General features: G+C 66.3%; 29 protein-coding genes. 4 read left to right on the forward strand and 25 right to left on the reverse strand.

What is annotated here, in order from left to right:
- Nucleotides 1–32: 32 nt before the first annotated feature.
- From rpsP to ffh, 4 genes are all read right to left on the reverse strand, one after another.
- Nucleotides 33–431 carry a 30S ribosomal protein S16 gene (rpsP, locus tag RB2654_RS17795; protein ID WP_040885212.1) on the reverse strand — a complete coding sequence of 133 codons (399 nt, stop codon included), beginning with the start codon at nt 429–431 and terminating at the stop codon, nt 33–35.
- Between the two features lie 35 nt (nt 432–466).
- Nucleotides 467–775: a chorismate mutase gene (locus tag RB2654_RS17800; RefSeq protein ID WP_040885820.1), complete on the reverse strand. Its 309-nt coding sequence runs from the start codon at nt 773–775 to the stop codon at nt 467–469.
- A gap of 17 nt (nt 776–792) precedes the next feature.
- Nucleotides 793–1,401, reverse strand: coding sequence for a GNAT family N-acetyltransferase (locus RB2654_RS17805; protein ID WP_008334426.1), 609 nt, complete (start codon nt 1,399–1,401; stop codon nt 793–795).
- A gap of 99 nt (nt 1,402–1,500) precedes the next feature.
- Entirely contained in the window at nt 1,501–3,006 is a 1,506-nt protein-coding gene (ffh, locus tag RB2654_RS17810; protein WP_008334428.1) for a signal recognition particle protein, read from the reverse strand.
- A 380-nt stretch (nt 3,007–3,386) separates the two neighbouring features.
- Here ffh and RB2654_RS17815 point away from each other — a divergent pair, with 380 nt between their 5' ends.
- The gene (locus tag RB2654_RS17815) at nt 3,387–4,157 is read left to right on the forward strand and encodes a putative nucleotide-diphospho-sugar transferase (RefSeq protein WP_008334429.1); all 771 of its coding nucleotides are present in this window, start codon (nt 3,387–3,389) and stop codon (nt 4,155–4,157) included.
- Here the strand turns inward: RB2654_RS17815 and RB2654_RS17820 are convergent.
- From RB2654_RS17820 to RB2654_RS17835, 4 genes are read right to left on the reverse strand one after another with little or no spacing between them, the layout of a single operon-like run.
- Complete coding sequence (locus RB2654_RS17820; protein WP_008334430.1) at nt 4,154–4,612, reverse strand: hypothetical protein; 459 nt, start codon at nt 4,610–4,612, stop codon at nt 4,154–4,156. The genes RB2654_RS17815 and RB2654_RS17820 overlap by 4 nt on opposite strands.
- Nucleotides 4,609–5,067 carry a hypothetical protein gene (locus RB2654_RS17825; RefSeq protein ID WP_008334431.1) on the reverse strand — a complete coding sequence of 153 codons (459 nt, stop codon included), beginning with the start codon at nt 5,065–5,067 and terminating at the stop codon, nt 4,609–4,611. Before RB2654_RS17825 ends, RB2654_RS17820 begins: the two co-directional genes overlap by 4 nt.
- The gene (locus RB2654_RS17830; RefSeq protein ID WP_246146577.1) at nt 5,064–5,525 is read right to left on the reverse strand and encodes a hypothetical protein; all 462 of its coding nucleotides are present in this window, start codon (nt 5,523–5,525) and stop codon (nt 5,064–5,066) included. The genes RB2654_RS17825 and RB2654_RS17830 overlap by 4 nt, the downstream gene beginning before the upstream one ends.
- Nucleotides 5,526–5,533: 8 nt before the next feature.
- Entirely contained in the window at nt 5,534–6,007 is a 474-nt protein-coding gene (locus RB2654_RS17835) for a hypothetical protein (protein ID WP_008334434.1), read from the reverse strand.
- Nucleotides 6,008–6,184: 177 nt separating this feature from the next.
- On the opposite strand from RB2654_RS17835, the gene RB2654_RS17840 reads away from it, so the two are divergent.
- Both RB2654_RS17840 and RB2654_RS17845 read left to right on the forward strand, forming a co-directional pair.
- Complete coding sequence (locus RB2654_RS17840; protein WP_008334440.1) at nt 6,185–7,051, forward strand: LysR family transcriptional regulator; 867 nt, start codon at nt 6,185–6,187, stop codon at nt 7,049–7,051.
- Nucleotides 7,048–7,947 carry a DMT family transporter gene (locus RB2654_RS17845; protein ID WP_008334441.1) on the forward strand — a complete coding sequence of 300 codons (900 nt, stop codon included), beginning with the start codon at nt 7,048–7,050 and terminating at the stop codon, nt 7,945–7,947. The genes RB2654_RS17840 and RB2654_RS17845 overlap by 4 nt, the downstream gene beginning before the upstream one ends.
- Nucleotides 7,948–7,950: 3 nt before the next feature.
- Here RB2654_RS17845 and RB2654_RS17850 read toward each other — a convergent pair whose 3' ends face one another.
- From RB2654_RS17850 to xdhA, 12 genes are all read right to left on the reverse strand, one after another.
- Nucleotides 7,951–9,105: a lipocalin-like domain-containing protein gene (locus RB2654_RS17850; RefSeq protein WP_008334442.1), complete on the reverse strand. Its 1,155-nt coding sequence runs from the start codon at nt 9,103–9,105 to the stop codon at nt 7,951–7,953.
- Nucleotides 9,106–9,146: 41 nt separating this feature from the next.
- Nucleotides 9,147–10,211, reverse strand: coding sequence for an NAD(P)/FAD-dependent oxidoreductase (locus tag RB2654_RS17855; protein WP_008334443.1), 1,065 nt, complete (start codon nt 10,209–10,211; stop codon nt 9,147–9,149).
- 90 nt (nt 10,212–10,301) lie between these two features.
- Nucleotides 10,302–10,853, reverse strand: a complete 552-nt coding sequence (locus tag RB2654_RS22585) for an EF-hand domain-containing protein (protein ID WP_008334444.1) — start codon at nt 10,851–10,853, stop codon at nt 10,302–10,304.
- 150 nt (nt 10,854–11,003) lie between these two features.
- Nucleotides 11,004–12,089 (reverse strand): BMP family ABC transporter substrate-binding protein, encoded by a 1,086-nt coding sequence (locus tag RB2654_RS17865; RefSeq protein WP_008334445.1) that lies wholly within the window; start codon nt 12,087–12,089, stop codon nt 11,004–11,006.
- 1 nt (nt 12,090) lies between these two features.
- A complete protein-coding gene (locus RB2654_RS17870; RefSeq protein WP_008334447.1) occupies nt 12,091–12,843 on the reverse strand; it encodes an ion transporter in 753 nt (250 codons plus the stop codon).
- Between the two features lie 40 nt (nt 12,844–12,883).
- Nucleotides 12,884–13,807: an ABC transporter permease gene (locus RB2654_RS17875; RefSeq protein WP_008334450.1), complete on the reverse strand. Its 924-nt coding sequence runs from the start codon at nt 13,805–13,807 to the stop codon at nt 12,884–12,886.
- 119 nt (nt 13,808–13,926) lie between these two features.
- Nucleotides 13,927–15,018 (reverse strand): ABC transporter permease, encoded by a 1,092-nt coding sequence (locus RB2654_RS17880; RefSeq protein WP_040885823.1) that lies wholly within the window; start codon nt 15,016–15,018, stop codon nt 13,927–13,929.
- 2 nt (nt 15,019–15,020) lie between these two features.
- Nucleotides 15,021–16,553, reverse strand: coding sequence for an ABC transporter ATP-binding protein (locus RB2654_RS17885; protein ID WP_008334454.1), 1,533 nt, complete (start codon nt 16,551–16,553; stop codon nt 15,021–15,023).
- Nucleotides 16,528–17,499 (reverse strand): xanthine dehydrogenase accessory protein XdhC, encoded by a 972-nt coding sequence (gene xdhC, locus RB2654_RS17890; RefSeq protein ID WP_008334455.1) that lies wholly within the window; start codon nt 17,497–17,499, stop codon nt 16,528–16,530. Before xdhC ends, RB2654_RS17885 begins: the two co-directional genes overlap by 26 nt.
- Nucleotides 17,496–18,002 carry a hypothetical protein gene (locus tag RB2654_RS23460; protein ID WP_148912561.1) on the reverse strand — a complete coding sequence of 169 codons (507 nt, stop codon included), beginning with the start codon at nt 18,000–18,002 and terminating at the stop codon, nt 17,496–17,498. Before RB2654_RS23460 ends, xdhC begins: the two co-directional genes overlap by 4 nt.
- Nucleotides 18,003–18,034: 32 nt before the next feature.
- Entirely contained in the window at nt 18,035–20,314 is a 2,280-nt protein-coding gene (xdhB, locus tag RB2654_RS17895) for a xanthine dehydrogenase molybdopterin binding subunit (protein WP_008334456.1), read from the reverse strand.
- Complete coding sequence (gene xdhA / locus RB2654_RS17900; RefSeq protein ID WP_008334457.1) at nt 20,311–21,687, reverse strand: xanthine dehydrogenase small subunit; 1,377 nt, start codon at nt 21,685–21,687, stop codon at nt 20,311–20,313. The genes xdhB and xdhA overlap by 4 nt, the downstream gene beginning before the upstream one ends.
- 295 nt (nt 21,688–21,982) lie before the next feature.
- Here xdhA and RB2654_RS17905 point away from each other — a divergent pair, with 295 nt between their 5' ends.
- The gene (locus tag RB2654_RS17905) at nt 21,983–22,807 is read left to right on the forward strand and encodes a DUF6544 family protein (RefSeq protein WP_008334458.1); all 825 of its coding nucleotides are present in this window, start codon (nt 21,983–21,985) and stop codon (nt 22,805–22,807) included.
- Here RB2654_RS17905 and RB2654_RS17910 read toward each other — a convergent pair.
- Genes RB2654_RS17910 through RB2654_RS17930 form a run of 5 tightly spaced genes read right to left on the reverse strand, consistent with a single transcriptional unit; the run spans nt 22,777 to nt 25,033 of the window.
- Nucleotides 22,777–23,253 carry an SRPBCC family protein gene (locus RB2654_RS17910; RefSeq protein ID WP_008334459.1) on the reverse strand — a complete coding sequence of 159 codons (477 nt, stop codon included), beginning with the start codon at nt 23,251–23,253 and terminating at the stop codon, nt 22,777–22,779. The two genes, RB2654_RS17905 and RB2654_RS17910, sit on opposite strands and share 31 nt — an antisense overlap.
- An 11-nt stretch (nt 23,254–23,264) precedes the next feature.
- Nucleotides 23,265–23,717, reverse strand: coding sequence for an SRPBCC domain-containing protein (locus tag RB2654_RS17915; protein ID WP_008334468.1), 453 nt, complete (start codon nt 23,715–23,717; stop codon nt 23,265–23,267).
- Nucleotides 23,714–24,169 carry an SRPBCC family protein gene (locus RB2654_RS17920; protein WP_008334470.1) on the reverse strand — a complete coding sequence of 152 codons (456 nt, stop codon included), beginning with the start codon at nt 24,167–24,169 and terminating at the stop codon, nt 23,714–23,716. The genes RB2654_RS17915 and RB2654_RS17920 overlap by 4 nt, the downstream gene beginning before the upstream one ends.
- Nucleotides 24,166–24,516 (reverse strand): ArsR/SmtB family transcription factor, encoded by a 351-nt coding sequence (locus RB2654_RS17925; RefSeq protein WP_040885219.1) that lies wholly within the window; start codon nt 24,514–24,516, stop codon nt 24,166–24,168. The genes RB2654_RS17920 and RB2654_RS17925 overlap by 4 nt, the downstream gene beginning before the upstream one ends.
- A gap of 55 nt (nt 24,517–24,571) precedes the next feature.
- Nucleotides 24,572–25,033 carry an SRPBCC domain-containing protein gene (locus RB2654_RS17930; RefSeq protein WP_008334472.1) on the reverse strand — a complete coding sequence of 154 codons (462 nt, stop codon included), beginning with the start codon at nt 25,031–25,033 and terminating at the stop codon, nt 24,572–24,574.
- Nucleotides 25,034–25,106: the final 73 nt, after the last annotated feature.

The following is a 25,106-nucleotide window of genomic DNA, read 5'->3' on the forward strand; positions in this document are numbered from 1 at the left end:
GCGCCCTGATATGTTCCAAGCGAAACCGGAGGTTACTCCGCGGTTTCCTCAGCAGCGGCCTCTTCGGCCGGCTCTTCGGCGGGCGCAGCGGCAGCGGCGGCCTTTTCGGCCTTCTCTTCAGCGCGTTCCTGAGCTTTCTTGCCCGGCACGGCCTTGTTCGGGTTGTTGCGTTCTTTCTTCTCGAGCACGCCGGCGGCTTCGAGCATACGGGCCACGCGGTCGGTCGGCTGGGCGCCCTTGTCGAGCCAGGCTTTGACGGCGTCGAGGTCCATCTTCACGCGCTCTTCCGAATCCTTCGGCAGGAGCGGGTTGTAGGTGCCCAGTTTTTCGATGAAGCGGCCGTCACGCGCCATGCGCGAGTCGGCGGCGACGATGCGGTAGAAGGGGCGTTTCTTGGTGCCGCCACGGGCGAGGCGAATTTTCATAGCCATGATGAGTGTCTCCTGAGATTAGCTATGGAAGGGGCTCAAGCCCCTGATTCCTGATGTTTTTCGTGGTGGTGAATGACTTCCTGAATGATGAAGTTCAGAAAAGCCTTGGCGAATTCAGGGTCGAGGTCGGCCTGAACCGCCAGATCTTCGAGACGCGCGATCTGGGTCGCTTCGCGCGACGGATCGGACGGGGGAAGGTCGTGCCGGGCCTTGAGTTTCCCCACGGCCTGCGTGTGTTTGAACCGCTCGCCCAGCGTGTAGACGAGGATCGCGTCGAGACGGTCGATCGAGGCGCGGTGTTCTTTCAGAACCTCGGCGGCGCGGGCGGTGACGTCTGTGGTCATGTCGGTCTCCAACTGGCTCATGCGTAAGCCTCCATCCCGCCGTCGCCGCCCATCGGCGCGTGGCGATAGACGCGGCAGTCGTCGTTGACAGCGGCCTCGGCCACAGCATCGCGGAAGGCTCCGAGCTTTTCGGCCAGTCGGGCCGAGCGGTCGTTGCCATGCGCGACGTAGGAGACGAGGCGCTCCAGCCCCAAGGCCCCCAGCGCATGGTCGCGCGCGGCCTGCGCCGCCTCGGTCGCAAAGCCGTTGCCCTCGGCCTCGGAGGTCAGGAAAAAGCCAAGCTCCGGCTCCTGATCGCCCGGCTCCATGTTCACCAGAACGAAGCCGGCTACGGCGCCCGTGTCCTTGCGGATCACGGTCCAGAGGCCGTGGCCGCGCAGCAGCCAGCCGGCCACGGTGCAGGTGAAATCGAGGTACGCGTCTTCGCGGCTCATCGGTCCGTGCATGTGCACGGCGCGCTTGGACCCCATGATCGCGGCATAGGTCGCGAAATCGTCGAGCATCGGCGCGCGCAGGGTCAGGCGCGGGGTGTCGAGCACGGGCAGCATCGCTTGAAGCCGGTCCGCGAAAATCGCGGCCGGGCCAGAGGCGGGCAGTTCCCAAGGCTGACACATGCCGTCCGTCATCCGCGCACGGCTCCGACAGACCGCGCACGCACCGGGCGCGGCGCAGACACGCCGCCCGCCGTCAGCGCGAACACGATATGCTGGATGAAGCTGGTCATCTTATTTCTTCTTTCCAAAACCGGACAGGTCCGACGGCATCTGCATGCCGCCCATGTTCCCCATGCCGGGAAAACCACCCGCCGCGCCCTTCTGGGCGAGCATCTTGGCGGCTTCGTCGAGTTTCTTGGGATCCTGGAACTCCGTCGGGTCCACGTCCTTGCCGAACATGGATTTCATCGCGTTCTTCAGCATCCCGCCTTTGCCCATCTTGCCGAGCTTCTTCATCATGTCGGCCATCTGGCGGTGCATCTTGAGCAGTTTGTTGAGGTCCGCGACCTCCATCCCCGCGCCCGCAGCGATCCGCTTTTTGCGGCTGGCCTGAAGGATCTGGGGATTGCGGCGCTCGTGCTTGGTCATCGAGTTGATGAGCGCGATGTGACGGCGCAGCATCTTGTCGTCGAGCCCGGCCTGCGTCAGGCCCTTGGCGGCTTTGCCCATGCCGGGGAGCATCCCCATCACGTTTTCCATGCCGCCCATCTTGATCATCTGCTCGAACTGGCTTTTCAGGTCGTTCATCGAGAACTGACCCTTGGCCATCCGGCGCATCATTTTCTCGGCCTGCTCGGCCTCGATGGTTTCCTGAGCCTTCTCGACCAGCGCGACGATGTCGCCCATGCCGAGGATGCGGCCTGCGATCCGGTCGGGCTCAAACGTTTCGAGCGCGTCGAGTTTCTCACCCACACCGACGAAGCGAATGGGTTTGCCGGTCACCGCGCGCATCGACAGCGCGGCACCGCCGCGCCCGTCACCGTCCATCCGGGTCAGGACCACGCCGGAGATGCCGACCTTGGCGTCGAACTCTTCGGCGACTTCCACGGCGACCTGACCGGTCAGGCCATCGACGACGAGAAGCGTTTCACGCGGGTTCACCGCCTTGGACACGTCCTCGACTTCCTGCATGAGAACTTCGTCGATCTGAAGGCGACCGGCGGTGTCGAGGAGGTAGACGTCATAGCCACCCATCGTGGCCTGCTGCTTGGCACGCTTGGCGATGTCGACGGGCTTCTGTCCCTCGACGATCGGCAGCACGTCGACGCCGATCTGGCCCCCCAGCACTTCGAGCTGATGCATGGCCGCCGGACGGTAGACGTCGAGCGAGGCCATGAGAACGCGCTTGTTCTCGCGCTCCTTGAGGCGTTTGGCGAGTTTACCGGTCGTGGTCGTCTTACCGCCACCCTGCAGACCGACCATGAGGATCGGTGCGGGCGCGTTGTCGATCTTGAGCTTGCCGGGGTCTTCCGCGCCGGTGAGCACGGCGACCAATTCGTCATGGACGATCTTGACGACCTGCTGACCGGGCGTAACCGACTTGGTCACGGCCTGACCGGTGGCCTTGTCCTGCACCGCACGCACGAAGTCGCGCGCCACGGGGAGCGACACGTCGGCCTCGAGCAGCGCCACCCGCACCTCGCGCAGGGCGGTCTTGACGTCATCTTCCGACAGCGCACCTTGTTTCGTCAGCCGGTCAAAGACACCGGACAGCCGATCTGAAAGGCTCTCAAACATTGCGGCTCCTTTCGCCGTATTCCGTTTGCACCCCAGATAGGGGCAGGTGCGCGTGAACTCAAACCAGTAGCGCCCCCGTGGGCGCAACGCGCTGACGGAGGGCGATCCCGGCATAAGCCATGGGACCGGAAGCTTGCGACTTCCGGGAGTTGATGCGGGCTTTAAGCGCCTCTTTGCCCCGAGTCAAGTCCGCGTCCCCATCGCACGACCGGGTGGCATACCCGACCTGCGCACCTGCGTCCCCTTCTCTGTTTTCAAAAACCTCGGGGAGGTCTGGAGGGGCTGGCCCCTCCAGCGGGTCGGGCCGGGCGCAGGCTCGGCCCGAAACCAGACGGCCCTTTGGGCTTGCGCTGGCACGAGCCTCATGCGCTCATCCGGGCATGGACAGGGGCGTCATCTACGTGGCCACAGGGGCCGACTACCGCGATCTCGCGGTTGCGTCCGCGCGGTCCCTGCGTGTGGTCGAACCCGATCTGGCGGTGGACCTGTTCACCGATGCGCCCGAGGCGGTGCCGGGGGGGCTGTTCGACGCCGTGCACCTGATCGCGGATCCCCACGACCGCTCGAAGCTCGACTGCATGGCCCTGACCCGGTTCGCTCGCACGCTGTTTCTGGACTGCGACACGCTGGTGGTGAACCCGCTGGGCGATCTGTGGGACATTCTGGACCGTTTCGATCTGGCGCTGGCGCATGACGTGCGGCGCAGGTCGGACCTGATCCGCGCCGGGCATTCGGTGACGACCCCCTATGCCTTTCCGCAGCTCAATTCCGGCGTCATGCTCTATCGCCGGTCCGAGGCGATGCGCGCCTTTCTGGCCGAGTGGGTGCGGCGCTACGTGGCGGCGGGCACCTATCGCGATCAGCCGGTGCTGAAAGACCTGCTGTGGGAGTCGGACCTGCGGTTCTACATTCTGCCGCCGGAGTTCAACCTGCGCCGCGTGACCCTGCTCGACGCGTGGGAGCCGCTGGATGCGCGCCCCACGATCCTCCATTCGCATCGGTTCATGGATCACATGCGCCACGGCGGTGACCGGATTTCCGACGTGGTGGCGCTGATGGATGCCGAGCGTGCGGCGCTCGAGGCCGAATGGGACGCAGCGGGCGGGCGCGACGATCACCCGGTCCGGCGGTTCGACCCAAAAGGCGACTAGCGCTCACCGAGCCAGTCGTTGATCGTCTCCGCGACGGCCTTCTTGTCGCCCGAGGAATAGATCTGGCTGATCGGGTGACGACCCGCCGACTGTCCTTCGTCGATGACGAGCGTGACGCGGGCGGTGTCGGACAATTCTTCGACGATGGCGCGGGACACCTCCGACAGGTCATGGCGCACGCGCTTGGTGCCGAAGATGGACTTGTTGCGCAATTCGACCCAACCTTCGGGGCGGTGGAACACGGCCTGCGCGCGACGCACGAAGGCGCCGAAGCCGATGCCGCCACAGACCACGCCGAGCAGGATCACGGTGACCCCCTTGAGCGTGTCGCCTTCCGACAGGATCGCGATGCCGAAGACGAGGAACCCCAGGATGAAGGCGATCAGGCCAAGACTCATCCACACGGGTCGGTAATCGACGATGAGCAGATCGGGGGTGTTCTCGGTCACTTTCATCGGGCCAGCCAGTCGTTGATCGCCCGCGCGACGCGGTCCGGTGTCGGGCCGGACAGGAAGGCGCGGGTGAGTTGGTGGTGCCGGTCGCCCACGACCAGCGCCGTGCGCCGGATCGCGGGACCGTCGTGGGAGCGGATGGTGTCGACCACCGCCCGCTCGATCCCGTGCAGAGGCAGGGTCCGGCGCGAGAGGCCCGCGTCGTCGCACCAGAGGATGTCGGCCATGCCCGTGGTCCGGTCCAGCGTCACCGTCGTGTGGGCGAGAAAATCGTAATGGACGAGAAGTGCGAGGACGAGGGCGAGCGCAAGGGGCACCGCCGCCCAGAGTGACCCGTGCCATGCAAGGTCCACGCCGACCGCAAGCGCCACGCCCGCGAGGGCCGCGAGCATCATCATCAGGCTGCGCGGGCGGTGTTCGATCACCAGCCGGTCCGGTCGGTTCACCGCAATTCTCATTCCACCCCCAGCCAAGCGTTGATCGCGTCCTTGCACCGCTGGTGCCCGGGTCCGTTGGAATAGGCAAGGGTGATCGGGTGGTGTCCCGCGCTTTCGCCCTCGGGGATCACGAGAACCACGCGCCACGTGTTCGACGTGCCGGCACCACGCAGAATGTCGAGTTCGGCGTGGGACACCTCGGACAGGCCGTGGCGCACCGTTTCGGTCGAAAAGACGGATTTGCGGCGCAGTTCGATCCAGCCCTCGGGGCGGTGGAACACCACCTGAACCCGCCGCACGAACAGGGCGTATCCGATCAAGCCGAGCCCGCCGCCGAAGCCACCGAAGATCAGCCCCGCCCAGATCCCTTCGGAGACGAGGAAAAAGCCGACGGCGACGAAAGCGAGGATGAACAGGATCAGCATGATCGCGAAGACCAGCGGCCGGTCGTCGATGACGAGCAGATCAGGGGTGTTCACCGTGACCTTCACCGCTCCCCCAGCCACTCGTTGATCGCGCGGGCCGTCCGTTCGTGGCCCGAGCCCGAGGAATAGGCGAAGGTGATCGGATGAAGGCCTGCGCTTTCACCGGCGTCGAACACCAGCGTCACGCGGTAGGTCGTGCCACCCTCGGACGACCGATTGCGCTCCACGATGGCGCGGGCGACATCGCGCAGGTCGTGGCGGACCTTGAGTGCGCGAAAGACGTTCTTGCGGCGAAACTCGACGTAGCGGTCCGGGCGGTGGAACACCACCTGAACCCGCCGCACGAAAATCGCGAAGAAGAGCAGCCCCATGCCGCCGCCCAGGCCCGCGAAGACCAGCCCCCACCATTCGCCCGCAGCGAGGATACCCAGACCCGCACCGAGAAAGACCAGCGTAAAGACGATCAGCATGATCGCGATGAACACGGGCCGGTCTTCGACGATCAGGAGGTCCGGGGTGTGGGTGATGACTTTCATGGGCTCTGCGTGGCTGACATGCGAAAGCTACCGCCTTGGCGCGAAGGGGGGAAGGGCGACGTCCTCGGTGGGTCGTGATGGGTCCGGCAATGGACTGCCGCGAAAACCCGACCTTGCCTCTCTCCACATCCCGTGCTTCCTTCTGCCACAAGTGTTCACATGCGCACAGGAGGCGACATGCAGGATTGGGACGGGCTGCGCACCGCCTTCGAAGTCGTGCGGCACGGGACGGTTTCGGGTGCCGCGCAGGCGCTGGGCGTGCATCATGCGACGGTGATCCGCCACATCGACGCGCTCGAGGCGCGGTTGGGGGTGAAGCTGTTTCAGCGTCACGCGCGGGGTTACACGCCGACCGAGGCGGGCGAGGATCTGGCGCGGGTCGCGCAGGCCACGGACGATCAGTTCGCCCAGCTTTCGGCGCGGCTGTCGGGGCAGGGCAGCGCGGTGCAGGGCGAGCTGGTGGTGACCACGCTCGCCTCGTTCACCCGGCGGCTGATGCCGGTTCTGGCCGAGTTTCAGGCCCAGCACCCGAGTGTGACGCTGGTCTATCGCACCGGCCCCCGGATTTTCCGTCTGGAATACGGCGAGGCCCACGTTGCGATCCGGGCCGGCAGCCCGCCCAAGGAACTCGACAATGTGGTGCAGGAACTGGCGACGCTGAAAACCGCGCTTTACGCCGCGCCGTCCTATGTCGAACGGCGGGGGATGCCGACCGAGGCGGACCTCGTCACCCATGATTTCGTGGGCGCCGATGACGAACAGACCCGCGCGCCGGGGCTGCGCTGGATGTCGGCCAACATCCCGCGTGACCGAGTCGTGTTCCGGGCCATCGACGATCTGTCGCTTTACGAAGCCCTGCGTGCGGGTGTCGGCCTGGGGTTCTCGCCCGTGGCCGAGGCCGGGCCGGACCTTGTGCAGGTGTTGCCGCCGCGCGACGAATGGTCGGCGAAGCTGTGGCTTGTCACCCATGTGGATCTGCACCGCACGGCCAAAGTTCAGGCGCTGACGCAGCATCTCAAGGCCAGTCTCAAGGATTGCGAATGAGCGAGCGGTTCGGCGGGGCCGAGGCGGTCAAGGGCCATGGGGCCATGCTTGCCTTTTCGATGCTGGTGGGCGGGTCTTTCACGCTTGGCTCGCTTACGGCGAACCTTATCGACCCGGTGGCCTACATGGCGCTGCGCTTCGCGATCGCGGCGGTGATCCTTGGCGTTATCGGGGTTGCGACCGGGGCGATCCGGCTGCGCGATGCACGGGCGCCGTGGCGCTGGCTGGTGCTGGGCGCCGTGTTCGGCAGCTATTTCGCACTGATGTTCGAGGGGCTCAAGACGGCGATGCCGGTGTCGGCCTCGGCGGTGTTCACGCTGGTTCCCGTGATGACGGCGGCGTTTTCGTGGCTGCTCTTGCGGCAGGTCACCACACGCCGGATCGCTCTGGCCCTGACCGTGGGCGCGGTGGGGGCGCTCTGGGTCATCTTCCGGGGCGACCCGGCGCGGCTGGCCGCGTTCCAGATCGGGCGGGGCGAGGTGATCTATTTCATCGGCTGTATTTCCCATGCGCTCTACGTGCCGCTGATGCGCAAGCTCAGCCGGGGGGAGAGCGCGATTGCCGCGTCGTTCTGGGTGCTGTCGGCCGGGTTTCTCGTGCTCGCGGGATACAGTGCGCGCGACCTTGTCAGCGTCGATTTCGGGGCGATGCCGCCGATCTTCTGGGTCGCGCTCGCCTATCTGGCGATCGGGGCGTCGGCGATGACCTTCGTGCTTCTGAACTTCGCGACCATGCGCCTGCCCGGCGCCAAGGTCATGGCCTATACCTATCTCACCCCCGGCTGGGTGATCCTGTGGGAGTTGGCGTTCGGGCACGGGTTGCCGGACCTCTGGACGCTGCTTGGCCTGCTCATCACCGCCGTCGCGATCCTGATGCTTCTCAAACACGAAGCCTGACGGTCAGCGCCGCCGCCATCGGTCGCGAATCGACAGGACGGCGGCGTAACCGGCGAGTTCCAGCCGCGCGGGCCCTTCGATCATGTGGCCGTCCAGCGTGCCCTCGAACCCGGCCGCGCCTTCCCAGACCGTCAGGCCTCCGGGCAGGGGGATTTCCTGATCGTCGGTCAGGGGCGTCACGAAGGTCTCGAAACCGAGATCGGGCACCTGCACCGACCATTGGACCGGGTAGTCGGCCCCCGTGGCCGGGCTGCGCCAGAACCGGACCGGAACGGCATCGTGGCCCTGCGGCAGGGCGATGGGCTGACCCCGGTCGAAGAGCACGGTCGAGGCGGCCCGGGTCGTGCCCGTGGGGCGGTCGTGATGGCGACTGAGCATCAGGTGCCAGTCGGGCCCCAGCGAAAGCGCGAACCAGTCCCAGCCCAACAGCGCCTTGCCGCGCGGGGCATCGGCCAGCATCCAGCCCTCCAGCGCACCCCATTGCCGGTCGAACCACAGGCTTCCCGTGACGCTTTCATGCCCGATCCGGCCTGAAAGCGGGAGCGCGGGGGCGCATTGGTAGTGAAAGCCCGCGGCGTGACCCGCCGAGAGGCCCGCCGCATCTTCGTGCATCACCGCGTCGGGCATCGGCACCTGCGCCTCGAGACCGCTCCCCGCTCCGGTCGGCAGGGTCAGGCGCAGGAGGCCGCGCATCGGATCATGTGCGAGGAGGAGGCCGCCGCCGCTTGCCGCAAAGGGATCGGTGCCGAAGCGGACGCCCTTGGGATCGACCGTGAGCGCCGGGTGGCGGAGCGTGAGGGCCGCGTTGTCCTTGCGGTGACGCCAGAGGGCGAGTTGCATGAGGCCGGGCACCCAGTTCGGCACGCAGGATTTCGCGACCTCGGCCGCGATCCGGTCTTCGATGGCGAGGATGCCGGGCGTCACGCGGGCCTGGGCTTGGGTCTTGCCCGTCACCTCGTCCAGCACATGCGTCAGGACGACCGAGCCTTCGGTGCCGCCGATCTCGGCGCGAAACAGGGCGAACATGAACCGCAGACGAGTGGTTTCGCCCGTGACATGGCCCTGACCGAACCACCATTCCAGCTCGGCCCCGGCAACCGGGGCGAGCCGGAGGGGGCCCGTGCGCAGCGGCGCGCCGGTCTGGGTCGGTCCATCCATATTCGGATATTTCCCCGCCAACCCGTCGCGTGCAAGCGCGTTCAGCGGAAGCGGGCGGGGTCGCAAGCGCGGACGATGTCGGGCGGCACCTCGGGCGCGGTGCCTGTGACGAGCGCGGCGAGCAGGCGACCGGCGGCCGGGGCGGTCTGAAAGCCGTAGCCGCCTTGCCCGGCCATCCAGTAGAAATCGGGCGCCGCCGGATCGGCCCCGATCACAAGCTGGCGGTCGGGCGAGAAGGTACGCAGCCCGGCCCAGTTGGCGAGCATTCGCGTGACCTCGCCCGTGATATGCTCTTCGAAGTGCATCAGCCCTTCTGCCAGCACCATGTCGTCGGCCCATGCGTCCATCGGGTCGCTCGGATCCTCCTCGGACGGTGAGACGATCAGGGCGCCCGCGTCGGGCTTGGCATACCAATCCTCGTTGGCGCCGATCAGCATTGGCCAGTCGCGGGCGTCGGCGCCGCCGGGCACGTCGATGCGCGCCATGGAGCGGCGCAGCGGCCTGATCCCGATGGGGGCGAGGCCCGCCTGTTCCGCGACCCGGTCGGCCCAGGGTCCGGCGGCATTGACCAGTGTGCGGGCGCGGTAGGTGACCTCGCCCGCCTCGACCTCCCACCCGTCGCCCCTGCGGATCGCCGTCACAGGGGCGCGGGTCACGACCTGACCGTTCGCGCGCACCCGTTTGGCATAGAGTTGCAGGAGCGCATCCGTGTCGATGTCCCAAGCCTCTTCCCGGTGAGCGGCGCAGGTGACGACCGCCGGGTCGAGGATCGGCACGAAGGACAGGGCGTCGGCGACCGGGATCGGCGAGAGCGACAGGTCGGCGGCGACATGGGCGAGCTTTTCCTCTTCCCCCGCGCGCCCGACGGCCATGACGCCGCGCGGGCTGGTCAGGCCGGTGTCGTGCAGGTCGCGGGCCGAGGCGAGGCTCAGGGCCTTGACCCAGGGTGCGCCGTAGGTCGGGATGAAGATCGCCGCCGAGCGCGACGAAGCGTGGTAGCCCAGCACATCCTCGGCCTCGAGTAGGGTGACGGTGCCGTGCGCGGCGAGGTGGGCGCCTGCGGTGAGGCCGGCGATACCGCCGCCGATGATGAGAAAGTCGTCCATGGCGCGACGCTGACATGGCGGGTTGCCAATGAAAAGGCCCCGCAGGTTTCCCTGCGGGGCCGGGCCGGTGCTCTGACAGGGACGCGAGGGTCAGAAGCGCGGGCCGAAGTCGTCAGCGGTGATCGCGCCGTCGCCGGAGCGGTCGCGGCGCTGGAACCAGTCGGCGGTGGCATCGGTGAATTCGGCAAGCGACAAAAGGCCGTCGCCGTCCGCGTCCATGGCGGCGTGATCCTGCGGCTGCTGGCCGTGACCCATCCGGCCCTGACCGCCATGCTGGCCCATCATCTTGCCCTGACGCTGACCCATGCCGTCATGCTGGCCCATGCCTTCATGCTGGCCCATGCGCGGACCCATCCCCTGACGGCCTTCGGCGTGCTGCCCGGCCAGCATCGTCCGGCGCATCCCGTCGCTGGCGGTGTCCATCGCGGCCAGTTCGCCCGTGTCGAGCGTGCCGCTTTCATCGGCGTCGAAGGTCGCGAAGGTCTCGGCAAGGTGCTGGATCGCCTCGGCCAGCGTGACGCGACCGTCGCCGTTCGCATCCCATTGGTCGAGGAAGCCCTGACCGCGGGCATCCGCAAGGGCGGGGAGGGCGAGCGCGGTTGCGATCGCGGTGGTGAGAAGTGTGGTGCGAAGCGTTGTCATGTCTGTCTCCTATGCGTTCGATCTGAGACATATACGGTTAGGCGAATGTGTTCCGTCGGACCTGCGACCGCCTGCCGCAGAAGGGACCCCGCATCGCAAAAGAAAAGGCCCCGCCGAAGCAGGGCCTTTCCGGTCGGACTGTCGTCCGGATCAGTTCGGGATTTCGCCTTCGATGCCTTCGACGTAGAAGTTCATGCCCGCGAGCGTGCCGTCATCGGCGGTTTCGCCCTCGCCCAGCCATGCCGAACCGTCCTGCTTGTTGAGCGGGCCGGTGAACGGGTGGTATTCGCCCGCGCCGATGGCGTCGCGCAGGGCTTCGGCTTCGGCTTTCACCTCGGCCGGAACCGCGTCGGTGATTTCACCGATGCCGACCATGCCCGGTCCGATCCCGTCCCAGGTGTTCGTCGATTCCCACGTGCCGTCCATGACCGCCTTCACGCGCTCGATGTAATAGGGCGCCCAGTTGTCGATGATCGACGAGACGCGCGGCATCGGGGCGTATTCGGACATGTCCGAGGCCTGACCGAAGGTATAGACGTTGCCCGCCTCCTGTGCGGCGGCCTGCGGGGCCGTCGAGTCGGTGTGCTGAAGGATCACGTCGGCGCCCTGTTCGATCAGCGCCTTGGCGGCGTCGGCCTCTTTCGCCGGGTCGAACCAGGTGTAGGCCCAGACGATCTTGAACTGGACGTCCGGGTTCACCTTCTTGGCGTGGATGTAGGCCGAGTTGATGCCACGGATAACCTCGGGGATCGGGAAGGAACCGATGTAGCCGATGATGTTACTCTCGGTCAGGTTGCCCGCGATGTGGCCCTGAACCGCGCGGCCTTCGTAAAAGCGGGCCGAGTAGACCGACACGTTGTCGGCGGTCTTGTAGCCGGTGGCGTGCTCGAACTTCACATCCGGAAACTTCTCGGCCACCGCGATGGTCGGGTCCATGTAGCCGAAGGAGGTGGTGAAGATGATGTCGGCGCCCGACAGGGCCATCTGGGTGATCGCGCGTTCGGCGTCGGCCCCTTCCGGCACGTTTTCCTGATACACGGTTTCGACCATGTCGCCGAACTCTTCTTCGACCGCGAGACGGCCCTGATCGTGTTCGTAAGTCCAGCCGCCGTCGCCGACGGGGCCGACGTAGATGAAGCCGGCCTTGACCGGTTCGCCATGGCTTTCGGCTTGTGCCATGCCCGCCAGTCCGACCGCGAGCGCGGCTCCGGCGAGTAGTTTGGTGACAGTTTTCATGTCAGTCTCCCTTGTTGGATTCCTGTTGGTTCGGGTCAGGATCGCGCGGGTCGAGCTTGGTTTCCGCCTCGAGCAGCGCGGTCGTTACGATGGCCGCCGGGACCGCGAAGATCCCGAGACCGATGAAGAGCATTATGGTGGTCATGATCCGGCCACCCCCCGTTATGGGGAACATATCGCCGTAGCCCACGGTGGTGAAGCTGACCACGGACCACCAGAGGGCAGCCGGGATCGACGAAAAAACCTCGGGCTGGACCGGGTTTTCGAACACGTAGATGCCGACCGCCGAGATGTAGAGCAAGAGCGTCGAGACGACGCCCCAGACGACGAGTTCGGATTTCACCTGACTGAAGGCGCGAAGCAGCCGGTTCAGCGCAGGGGCGGTGTTGAACAGCTTGATGAGCCGCAGAAGCCGGATGAGCCGCAACACGCGGATCGCCTGAAACGCGGGGATGAACATGAGGTGGGCCGGAAGCCATGCCAGAAGGTCGATGACACCCCAGAAGCTGAACACGTAGCGTGACGGTCTGGTGGCGGCGTAAAGGCGCAGGAAATACTCGGCCGCGAAGACGAGGACGATGAACACCTCGAACGAGATGAGCAGCCTGCGCGTGCCCGGTGCGAGCCCCGGCAGGGTTTCGACCGCGATGGCGATGGCCGACAGAACGACAAGCACGTCCATCGCAAGCGCGACCCGCCGCCCGATCCGCACATGCGTCCCGTCCAGAATTTCCAAGATCTCGGTGCGTGACACTCATCCCTCAGACCGTTGGGCCTCGCCTTCGCCGGGGCCGTCAATGCGACGCATGGAACACCCGACCGAGTGAGCCCGGAGCCCCGTGATTGCCCCGGACGGAGATTATGACCAGCACGAGAATGGTCACAAGGTAGGGGCTCATCGACAGGTACTCGACGGGAATGGTCGAACCGGCTGCCTGCAAATTGAGCTGTAGCACGGTGATGCCGCCGAACAAATAGGCGCCAAGCAGAATGCGCCACGGCCGCCACGAGGCGAAAACGACGATGGCAAGCGCGATCCAGCCTGCGCCCGATGTCATGCCTTCGACCCATTGCGGGACGCGCACGAGGGAGACGTAAGCGCCGCCAAGACCCGCCATCGCGCCCCCGAAGGCGATGGCCATGAAACGCACGCGCACGACCTTGTAGCCGAGGGCGTGCGCAGCGGAGTGGTTCTCGCCCACCGCGCGCAGGACGAGGCCCGCGCGGGTGTAGGTGAGCAGATACCAGACGGCGGCGACGAGAAGGAGCGAGACGTAGACCATCGGGTCGTGGCGAAAGAGGATCGGGCCCAGGACCGGGATGTCCGACAGGATCGGGATGTCGAGCTTGGAGAAGCCCGGCGCCTTGATCCCGACATAGGGTTTGCCGATGAGCGACGAGAGCCCGAGGCCGAAGAGGGTCAGGCCGAGGCCGGTCGCGACCTGATTGGACAGAAGCACCTGCGTGATGACCGCGAAGATCATCGACAGCGCCGCGCCCGCGACCGCGGCGGTCGCGAAGCCCGCCCAGCTGGAACCGGTGTTGACCCCGATAGCGAAGCCGACGACCGCGCCGGTAATCATCATGCCCTCGACGCCCAGGTTCAGGACGCCCGCCTTTTCGACGACCATCTCGCCCAGTGCGGCGAGCAGGATCGGGGTCGAGGCCACCATGAGTGAGGCGATGAGAAGGATCGGGTTGATCGAGCCGAAATCCATATGCGCCTCCTAGCAAGCGGTGCGGGCTTGCGCCCGCGCTGTGGGAGCCGCGCCTTTGGGCGCGGCGGATTCCGGGGCGCTGCCCCGGACCCCGGGATATTTCGAGACCGGAAAGACCGTCATTTCGCGACCTCCGGCGTGCCGATGCGTATGCGGTAGTTGGCGAAGACGTCCATCGCGAGCAGGAAGAAGAGCAGCATCCCTTGGAAGAGCTGGATCGCGGCGGCGGGCATGCCGAGCATGAGTTGGGCGAGTTCCCCGCCGATATAGGTGAGCGCCATGAGAAGGCCCGCGAGCAGGATGCCGATTGGATTGAGGCGACCCAAGAAGGCCACGATGATCGCGGTGAAGCCGTAGCCCGAGTTGAAGTCGATCGAGATCTGGCCTGCGGGGCCGGTGACTTCGAAAAGGCCCGCGAGGCCCGCGAGCGCGCCCGCTGTGCCCAAGCAGAAGATGATGAGGCGGGTGGGCGAGACGCCTGCGAAGCGCGCCGCGCGGGGGGCTTCGCCGGCGAGCCGGATCGCGAAGCCCATTTTGTGGCGCGACATGAGGACATAGGCGAGGATCACCGCGATGAAGGCGGCGACGACGCCCCAGTGCATGCCCGTGTTCTCGATGATTTCGGTGTTGGAGGCGGCCGGAAAGTCGCGGCGGAAGTTGCGCGAGCCGGGAAAGCCCATGCCGTCCGGGTTTCTGAGGAGGCCCGATGAGACGGAGGCCAGGATGTTTTCGGCCACGTAGACCAGCATCAGCGAGACGAGAATCTCGTTGGTGCCGAAGCGGGTTTTGAGAATGGCCGGGATCATCGCCCAGGCCCAGCCGCCGAGGGCGCCGGCGAGCACCATCAGGGGGAAGAGCAGGGGGCTTTCGGACGGGTAGAGGGCGAGGCCCGCGCCCGCGCCGACCACCGCGCCCATGATGTATTGCCCTTCCGCGCCGATGTTCCAGATGCCCGCCCGGAACCCCAGCGCGAGGCCGGTGGCGATCAGGATCAGGGGGCCTGCTTTCACCAGAAGCTGGGGCCGGGAATAGGGGCCAAATTGCGGATCGAAGAGCGGGTCCCAGAAGATCGTTCGGATCGCCTCCAGCGGGTTCGCGCCCAATATGGCGAACATGATACCGCCCGCGATCATCGTCGCCACCACCGCCATGAGCGGCGTCAGGGCGGAGAAGAGCCGGGACGGGGCGGGGCGTTTTTCGAGGCGGATCAGGCTCATACGTGGGCCTCCTCGGGGTGGGCTTCTTCCATGTCATGCGCGCCGCCCATCATAAGGCCGATGGCGTCGATGGTGATGCCTTTCGCGGGGCGCGGCGGGGCGAGGCGGCCTTCGGTGATCGCGGTGATGCGGTCGGAGACTTCCATGAGTTCGTCGAGATCCTGAGAAATGCAGATGACGCCCGCACCCTTGGCGGCGAGGTCGAGGATCGCCTGCCGGATCGCGGCGGCGGCGGCGGCATCGACGCCCCATGTGGGCTGGTTCACGACGAGCACGGTGGGCCGTTGCAGGATTTCGCGCCCGATCACGAATTTCTGGAGATTGCCGCCGGAGAGGGCACCTGCGGCGGTTTCCGTCCCCGGCGTGCGCACGTCGAAGGCCTTGATGACGCTGGCAGCGAAGTCACGGGCTTTGCCCCATGCCACGAAGCCGTTCTTCGTGAGGTTTTCGCGGATGTCGCCGGTAAGCAGCGCGTTTTCCGTCAGGCTCATTTCGGGTGCTGCGGCGTGTCCCAGCCGTTCTTCGGGCGCGGCGAGAAGGCCCACGGCGCGGCGGGCGTTGGGGCCCATGCGGCCCACCGGGGCGCCTTCGAGCGTGATGGTCTTCGGCGCGGTGGTCCGTTCGCCCGAGAGGGCGGCGAGGAGTTCGTCCTGACCGTTGCCCGCGACGCCCGCGATGCCGAGGACTTCGCCCGCCTTCAACTCGAACGAGATGTCGCGCAGGCGGGTGCCGAATTCGTCGGCGGGGGCGAGGTTGAGGTTCTCGACCTTGAGCAGCACCTCGCCTGGTTCGGCATAGTCGCGTGAGGGCGTGTGGAGGGTCTGGCCCACCATCATCTCGGCCAGTTCGCGGGCGGATTTCTCGCGCGGATTGCACTCGCCCACCACCTTGCCGAGGCGCAGCACCGTGGCGTGGTCGCAGAGCGCGCGGATCTCTTCGAGCTTGTGGGAAATGTAGAGGATCGCGGTGCCTTCCGCCGAGAGCTTGTTCAGCGTCTTGAACAGGATCTCGACCTCCTGCGGAGTCAGGACCGACGTCGGCTCGTCCATGATGAGGAGCTTGGGGTTTTGCAGAAGGCAGCGAATGATTTCAACACGTTGACGCTCGCCGGCCGACAGGTTGCCGACCCGGCGCGTGGGGTCGAGCGGCAGGCCGTAGGCCTCGGACACGTCGGTGATCTTCTTGGCGAGTTCGCGCATGGGCGGCGGATTGTCCATGCCGAGCGCGATGTTCTCGGCCACGTCCAGCGCGTCGAAGAGGGAAAAGTGCTGGAACACCATCGCGACCCCTGCGGCGCGGGCGGCATGGGGGTTCGCGGGTTCGAACGGGGTGCCGTTCACCTTCATCTGGCCGCTGTCGGGTTTGACGAGGCCATAGATCATCTTGACCAGCGTGGACTTGCCCGCGCCGTTTTCGCCCAGAAGCGCATGGACCTGACCGGGAGCGATGGCGAACGACACGCCATCGTTGGCGACCACGCCCGGATAGGCCTTGGTCAGCCCGTCAATCGCCAGATAGGCGTCTGTCATTCCCTGTCCCCTTGTCCCCCAGCGCGCCATCCCCTGCGCGCGCGACGTCCCTCACGATATCGGCGGCCACGCCGAGCGCAATCGCGGCGGGGTGTTTGCCGAGCACCTTGTCCCCGATGGGGCAGCGAATGCGGTCAATTTCGGCAAACGGGTGGCCCGATTGCTGCAAGCGTTTGCGAAAGCGCGCCCATTTGGTGTCCGAGCCGATGAGGCCCGCGCTGGCGAAACCGCGGGTGAGCAGACCGTCGCAGATCGCCTGATCGAGCGCGTGGCTGTAGGTCATCACGATGTGATGCGCGTTCGTCGGCGCAAAGCGGGTCGCCTCGGCGATGTTCGGGGCGGGGAGGGCGGTGACGCCCTCGGGTATCGTGCCGGGGAAACGGTCGGGGCCGGTATCCACCCAGGTGATCGCGAGACCGGGCAGCGCGGTCAGGGTGGCGACAAGCGCACGACCCACGTGGCCCGCGCCCCAGATCCAGACCGGGGCGGGCGTGGTGGTGATCGGTTCGATCATCCAGCCGTCGACGAGGGCGGGGGAAGGGGCGTCGCCTTGATTGCGGGCACGGTTTTGAATTTGCTGGACTTTCAGCGTGGCGGGGGCGCCCGCGATCGGGCGGCAGAAGGTGTCGCCTTCGGGCAGCGATGTCTCGGTGAACCGTTCCCAGAGCAGGCGCACGCGGCCGCCGCAGCATTGGCCCATATCGGGGCCGAGGGCGACGGTGCGGGTGGCGATGTCGCGGCCTTGGGTGAGCATGGCGCGGGCGGTGGCCACCGCTTTGTATTCCAGCGTGCCGCCGCCGATGGTGCCGTCCTGCCCCTCCGGCCAGACGGTGACGGATGCGCCGACCTCGCGCGGGGTGGAGCCTGCCACCTGCGCCACGACGACGCGCACCACGGGGCCGTGGTCGGCGATCAGGGTGGCGAGGTGGGCGCGGTCGAATGTCATGCCGGATACTCGGGAAGTATTCGACCTGCTTCGCTGTGGCCAATCTGCCGCATGAATGGCGAGAGCGCAGGAGAACCGATTTCGCGGTCCCCGCAGAATATGGCGGTCATCCACTCGTGGTGAGGTAACACTCTGCGCGGCCTTGTTGCCGGGGATGCCCAACATGCCGCACGACGCGGGTATGTTTCGGCCTGACCGGGGCTCAAGGCCTCACCGTCGCGCTTCATCTCGATGTGAATGCCGAGCCTTCGACCGCCGCTGTTCTCCAAAAAGATCATCATGTCGGTTTCAATCGCCCGACTGCCTTCGACTTTACAGGCGCAGCGGGTGTCTTTGCCGCACCAATAGTTCTCATAGAAAGGGGATTTCGTTCCAGGGCGAATTGCTGCTTGTAACTCGTGAAGCGAAATTGCGTCGCGGTAGGCTGTCTCAAATCGTGTCCCTTGGATCAGCCAGTTTCGGACGGAAGCGTCGGAGAATGCTGCGGTCGCAATTGCCGTCATGTAAGGCCGGGCTTTCCATGAATACGATGGCATTAGCGTTTCGCCCCCACCTTCTTAGCCGCCATGTAGACCCGTTCCGGTGTCGCGGGGGCGCTCAGGTTCGGATAGGCCTCGCCACAGGCGCCGACCGCGTCGGAGAGCGCCATGAGGGCCGAGATGCCGAGCATCAGGGGCGGTTCGCCCACCGCCTTGGAGCGGTAGATGGTCGGCACGTGGTTCTCGCCGTTCCAGAGGGCGACGTTGAACACGTCGGGGCGGTCTGAGCAGGCCGGGATCTTGTAGGTGGAGGGGGCGTGCGTGCGCAACACGCCCTTGTCGTCCCACACCAGTTCCTCGGTCGTGAGCCAGCCTGCGCCCTGCACGAAGCCGCCTTCGATCTGGCCCACGTCCACGGCGGGGTTAAGCGACTGGCCGACGTCGTGGAGGATGTCGACGCGCAGGATTTTGTTTTCGCCGGTGAGCGTGTCGATCACCACCTCGGTGATCGCCGCGCCGTGGGCGAAGTAGTAGAACGGATGGCCCTTGCCGATGGTGCGGTCCCACGAAATGTCCGGCGTGGCGTAGAACCCGGTGGCCGACAGGCTGATCCGGTTCTCATGCGCCATCTTGGCGGCTTCCTCGAAGCTGAGCACGGTGTTGCCCGCCGTCACCTTGCCGTCGGCGAAGAGGACATCCTTGGGTTTCACCCCGTCGACCGCGAGGAAGCGCGCGATCCGGTCCTTGATCTGATCCACGGCATTCTTGACCGCCATGCCGTTCAGGTCGGACCCGGACGAGGCGGCGGTGGCCGATGTGTTGGGCACCTTGCCGGTATCGGTCGCGGTGATCCTGACCCGGCCCATGTCGATGCCGAATTCGCCCGCCGCCACCTGCGCCACCTTCTGGAACAGGCCCTGCCCCATCTCGGTGCCGCCGTGATTGATGGTGACCGACCCGTCGGCGTAGACGTTCACCAGCGCCCCCGCCTGATTGAGGTGGGTGAGGGTGAAGCTGATCCCGAATTTCACGGGGGTCAGCGCGATGCCCTTCTTCAGGATCGGGCTTTTCTCGTTCCACGTCCTGATCGCGTCGCGCCGGGTCTTGTAATTCGCGGTGTCGGCCAGTTGCCGGACCAGATCGGGCAGGATGAAGCCCTTGACCGGCTGGCCATAAGGCGTCTCCTGCGGCTTGGATTTCTTGTAGAAATTGGCCTGCCGGAACTCCAGCGGGTCCATCCCCAGCCGGTGGGCCATGTGATCCATGACCCGCTCGATCCCCACCATGCCCTGCGGGCCGCCGAAGCCGCGAAAGGCGGTGGCGGAGCAGGTGTTGGTCTTCATCCGGTGCGAGGTGATGCGGATGTTCGGGATGAAATAGGCATTGTCGGCGTGGAGCATGGCGCGGTCGGCCACGGGAAGCGACAGATCCTGCGACCAGCCGCAGCGCACATATTGGTCGAACTCGACCGCGACCAGCTTGCCCTTGGCGTCCACCCCCGCCTTGTAGGCGATGCGGAAGTCGTGGCGCTTGCCGGTGATGATCATGTCGTCATCACGGTCGTAACGCATCTTGCACGGCTTGCCGGTCAGATGCGCGGCCACGGCGCAGGCGATGGCCAATGCGTTGCCCTGGCTTTCCTTGCCGCCGAAGCCGCCGCCCATGCGCCGGGTTTCGACCCGGACGGCATGGAAGGGGGTGCCCAATGCCTCGGCCACCTTGTGCTGGATCTCGGTCGGGTGCTGGGTCGAGGTCGCCAGCACCATGTCGCCGTTGTCCTGTGGCGAGGCGAGGCTGATCTGGCCCTCGAGATAGAAATGCTCCTGCCCGCCGATCTCGATCTTGCCTTCGATGATCGTGTCGGCCTTGGCCATGGCCGGGTCCACGTCGCCGCGTTTCCACGTCAGCGGTCCGCCCTCGAAATAGCTGCGCACGGCGACTGCATCGTCGATGGTCAGGATCGCGGGCTTGGGGTCGATGACCACCTCGGCCTTTGCGGCGGCCTCGCGCGCCAGACGATGCGAGGTGGCGACGACGAGAAAGATCGGCTGGCCGTGGTAATGCACCTCGCCGGGGGCGAGGAGCGGTTCGTCATGGGCCGCCGACGAGATGTCGTTGACGCCCGGCAGATCGGCGGCGGTGATGACTCGGACCACCCCCGGCGCGGTGCGCACGGCGGTCAGGTCCATGGACGAGATCACGCCGCGCGCGACGTGGCTGAGACCGAAGGCGAGGTGCAGGCAATCGGCGGGCACGGGGATGTCGTCGATATAGCGCGCAGCCCCCGTGACGTGCATCGGTGCGGAGTCGTGGGGAAGGGGTTTGCCCATGCTCATGGCGCGACCTCCCGCACGTCGGTGGGTTGCCCCTGATCCTCGCGCCAGACCCGTTCCAGCATGTTGGCCGCCGTTTCCAGCCGGTAATTCGCCGAGGCCCGCATGTCGTTCATCGGGCGGAAATCTTCGGCGAAGGACCACTTGGCGTTGCGGACCGTCTCGATGGTCCACGGCTTGCCGACCAGCGCCTTTTCGACCGCCTTCGCGCGCATCGGCGTGCCCGCCATGCCCCCGAAAGCGATGCGGGCGGATGAGACGATTCCGTCTTTCAGGCGGATATTGAAGGCGCCGAGCACCGCGGAAATGTCCTGATCGAACCTTTTCGACAGTTTGTAGACCTTGAGCCGGTCCTCGCCCTCTTCGCGCGGGATCACCACCGCCTCGACGAATTCGCCGGGTTCGAGATCCTGTTTGCCGTATTCGAGGAAGAAGTCCTCGAGCGGCATCTCGCGCGTGTCGTCGCCGTGCCTGAGTTGCAGCATCGCGCCCAGTGCCATGAGCGGCGGGGGCGTGTCGCCGATGGGCGAGCCGTTGGCGATGTTGCCGCCGACCGTCGCGGCCGAGCGCACCTGATGCGAGGCGAAGCGGTCGAGCATGGCCGAGAAGGAAGGGTAGCGTTTGGCGATGGCGAGGCGGAAGGCCTCGACGCTGGCCGCCGCGCCGATGCGGATCATGTAGGGCGCGGTTTCGATGCGCCGCATTTCCTCGATCTGGCTGACGAAGATGACGGTGCCCAGATCGCGCAGGCTCTTGTTGACCCACAGGCCCACGTCCGTCGCCCCCGCGATGAGCGTGGCGTGGGGGTGGGCGCGCAGAAGCTCTGCCAGCGCCGCCGTGGTCGTCGGCTGGAAATCGTTGACATAGCCGCGGAGCGCCGGGCCCGCCGGAATGTCGCGCAGCCAGCCGGGCACAGGGCGGCGCGCCGCGTTGGTGGCCGCGCGCACGATGGGCGCATAGCCTGTGCAGCGGCACAGGTTGCCCGCCAATTGCAGGTCGTGATCCGTTTCGCCGTTGATCTGGCCTACGGCCATCGAGACCACGAAGCCGGGGGTGCAGAAGCCGCATTGACTGCCGTGGTGTTCCACCATCGCCTGTTGCACCGGGTGCATTTCGCCATCCGGTGCTGCCAGCCCCTCGACCGTCGTCAGGGTCTTGCCGTTGATCTGCGGCAAGAACAGGATGCAGCCGTTCAGCGCCCGCGTTCCCGCCTCGTCCGTCACCATGACGGTGCAGGCCCCGCAGTCGCCCTCGTTACATCCTTCTTTCGTGCCGGTGAGTCCGCGCGTCTCGCGCAGCCAGTCGAGCACCGTCGTGGTCGGAGACACGCCGGTCAACTCCACGGTCTCTCCGTTCAGAAGAAACGCGATGTCCATGCCCTGTCTGTCCCGCCGCTTTACCGTTGTCACCCCATTCACGTCCTTCGATGCGGCGTAGAAGGACCGGGTTATCCAAAGCAGGAAAGCGCAGAAAATGGGCGCTGTCTACCCGCGTGCCGGTCACGGAAGCGGCGTAAAGCGTTGGAATTGCCCTTGAACCAAGCGGTTCATCGGCGAATTGCCCGAAATAGCGGCAGGGCGCGGGCCCGCCGGGGGCGGCCCGTCGGCTTGATCCTGCGCAAGGACGGGGGCGTCAGGGGCCGTATGATCGGGGCTTTGGCGGGAGGTCGCGATGAAGATCGTTCTGTGGATCCTTGGGCTGGCGCTGCTGGCGGCGATTGTGGCGACGGCGGCACAGGCCCTTTTCGTGAGCCGGACCGTCGCGGCGCGCGAGGCGCGTCTGGCCGTGACGAAGGGCGGCACGCTGCGCGACGACCTGCCCGAGGTGGTGCGCGCCTTTGCCGAGCGCGGGTTGGCGGGGGCGCCGCCGGGCAGGGTCGTGCGCCTGCGCCAGAGCGTCGAGATGGTGCTGAAGCCGGGGGCCGGGTGGCAGCCGATGCGGGCGCGGCAGGTCATCGGGATCGATACTGCGGGCTTTGTCTGGGTGGCGGCGATGAAGGTGGGACCGATCGCGCTGGTCAAGGCCATCGACGCGTTCGGCGAGGGGCACGGGGTGCTCGACATTCGTGTGCTCGGCGCGTGGCGGATGGGTGTGTCGAAGGGGCCGGACGCGGACCGGGCCGAGGCCGCGCGATACCTTGCCGAACTGCCGTGGTCGCCCGACGCGATCCTGCTGAACCGCGATCTGATCTGGAGCGAAACGGCGGACGGGGTCGAGGTCGCGCTGGACACGGCAGGGGGCGAGGCGCGGGTCGCGTTCTACTTCGACGCGGCGGGCGACATCGTGCGCATGACCGCGAAGGACAGGGCCGCGACGCAGCCGGACGGAAGCGTCCGGCTGCTCGACTGGGCCGGTCACTTTTCGGACTACGGCATGGTCGGCGGGCGCCGCATCCCGCGCCGGGGGGAAGTGGGCTATATCTATCCCACCGGCTACGAGGCCTACTGGCGCGGGACGATCACCGATTACAGGGTCGAGGCGAGGTCGCCCAACTGATCGATGGCCGTGCCCCAGCCGTCGAAAAAGCCCATGCTTTCGTGGCTGTCGCGCGTCGCGCCGTCCGCGTGAAGCGCACGGGCGGTGACCTTGGTCCCGGCCTCGGTCGCTTCCAGCATGTAGACGCCCGTCAGGAAAGCGCTGCCCTTGGGGTGAAAGCCCGGCGTCATCGCGTCGGTGAAGGCAAATGTCCGGCCCTCGTCCGCGATCAGGACGCAGCCGGGACCGGCGTCCTGCGTTTCCCCGTTCGGGCCGAACATCGGCGTATGGAAGATGCCGCCCGGTCGCGGGTCGATCACCGCGCCGCGCACCTGCCAAGGCTTCGGGCAGAACCATTGGGCGAGCAGGTCCGGGTCGGTCAGGCAGCGCCACAGGGTCGCGGGCGTGGCGGAAACGGTGCGGGTCAGTTCGAGGTCGGTGTCGGGGTTGAAAGCGAAAGGGTCCATCGGGTGTCCTGTCATTTGAACGTGGCGACGAGCGCGTCGATCAGGGCTTCCATGCCGCCCTGTCGCATTTCGGCCCCGTCCGAACCTTCGAAGAAGACGCCCGCTTCGGTGTAGTCGAGCCGGGTGCCCGCTTCGGTCGAGGTAAGCTCGACCGTCGCCAGCGAGGTGGAGTGGACGCGACCATCCCACGACATCGAATAGGCATAGACGATGCGTTCGTCCGGCTTGATGTCGAAATAGGTCGTCGCGTTTTCGTGGATGCCCGTGGCCGGACCCTCGGTCATGGTGAATCGCCCGCGCTCGCCCCCGCCGACCCGGAAATCCAGTGCGTAGTCGGAGGCCGACAGGTGCGGGTTCAGGAACCACGCGCGTTTCAGGTCTTCGTCCGCGAAGGCGCGGAAGACGCTGGCGGGGCTGGCCGCGATGGTGCGGGAAACAGAAAAATTGCCGTGTTCGATGGTCATGATGCGTTCTCGATATGGTGGATCAGATTGGCGATTGAGGTCGTCCAGCCGCCCTTGGTTCCGGCGAGCATTCCGTCGCCGACGAAGGATGTTGTGTAGACGTCGAGGGTCAGGCGTGTGCCGGCCTCGGTCGCGGCGAAGACGACGCTGACTTGCGAGGCGGCGAGGGGCGTGTCGCCCTTGCGCACGATTTCCGTGAAACTGACCGCGGCGGGTTCGTCGAGTTTGTGATAGCGCGTCTCGACTATGTAGGTCGGGTCCGACTTCGGGCCGCAGCGATGCAGCCCGGTGCCGCCGTCGCGCGGGTCGTGTTCCAAGACCTCGAACACCTCGTCAGGCGAGGGCGGCGACCAGATCGCGCGCGCTTTCGGGTCGAAAAAGGCGGCCCAGACGGCGGCGGGCAGGGCCGCAATCCCGCGCTCCAGCGTGAAGCGATCGTTGCCGAGGCTCATGTCTCGTCCTTCGGAAAGGGGTTGGTTTCCGCTTCGATCCGTTTCGCGACCGCTTCGAGCCGGTCGAGGCGGCCCTCCCACACCCGTTTCTGTCTGTCGATCCAGGTTTCGGCAGGGCCGAACGCCTCGGGCGTGAGGGCGACGATGCGCTGGCGGCCGACCTTGCGGCTGGTCACGACGCCCGCGTCCTCAAGCCGGTCGATGTGCTTGAGGAAAGAGGGCAGCGCCATGTCGTGCGGGGCCGCCAGTTCCTTGATCGGCGCTTCGCCATGGGTCAGCCGTTCCACCACGTCGCGGCGGGTCTGATCGGCGAGCGCCAGAAACAGGATATCCATTTGGTTAGCCATGAAGCTAACTATTCACGCGACGCGATTCGGAGCAAGGGAAAAGTTACCCCGCAGGCTAACTGTTTTCGGATATGTCGGCGGACAGGCCGTCGAGCTTGGCGATGCCGTCGTCCCAACTGGCAAGGGCGCTGGGTTCGGACCCTTCGGCCTGCATCAACGCCGCTTCAAGCCGCGTGCCCGAGGCGATCTCGTGCAGGTCGATGACCAGCGTCGCCGGATTGGCGGCCCCGGTCGGGCGATACTCGGCCCCGAGCGCGGTGGTAATGACCAGCCGGGTGGGGGCCTGCGCGTCGATCACACAGGCTGAAATGGTCTCGAGCTTCGCACCGGCGCGCGCCAGCGTGAGGTCGAAGCGCCCCCCGCGATGCGGCTCGACGATTGCACCGGCAAGATCCTCGCCGAACGGTTTGAACCACTCGACGAGCAGCCGACCGTCGGTCAGCGCGCGATAGACCCCTTGGGGTCTGGATTTCAGATACCGGGTCGTGCGGACTTCCTGATTGGGTCCGGGAATCATGTCTGCCTCATGTCTCGTTTTGCGCGATCTTGAGGGTCTGCACGCGAGACCGTCCATCACATTTGCGACCCGC

Origin of the sequence: Maritimibacter alkaliphilus HTCC2654, assembly GCF_000152805.1 — a bacterium.
Classification (GTDB): Bacteria; Pseudomonadota; Alphaproteobacteria; order Rhodobacterales; family Rhodobacteraceae; genus Maritimibacter; species Maritimibacter alkaliphilus.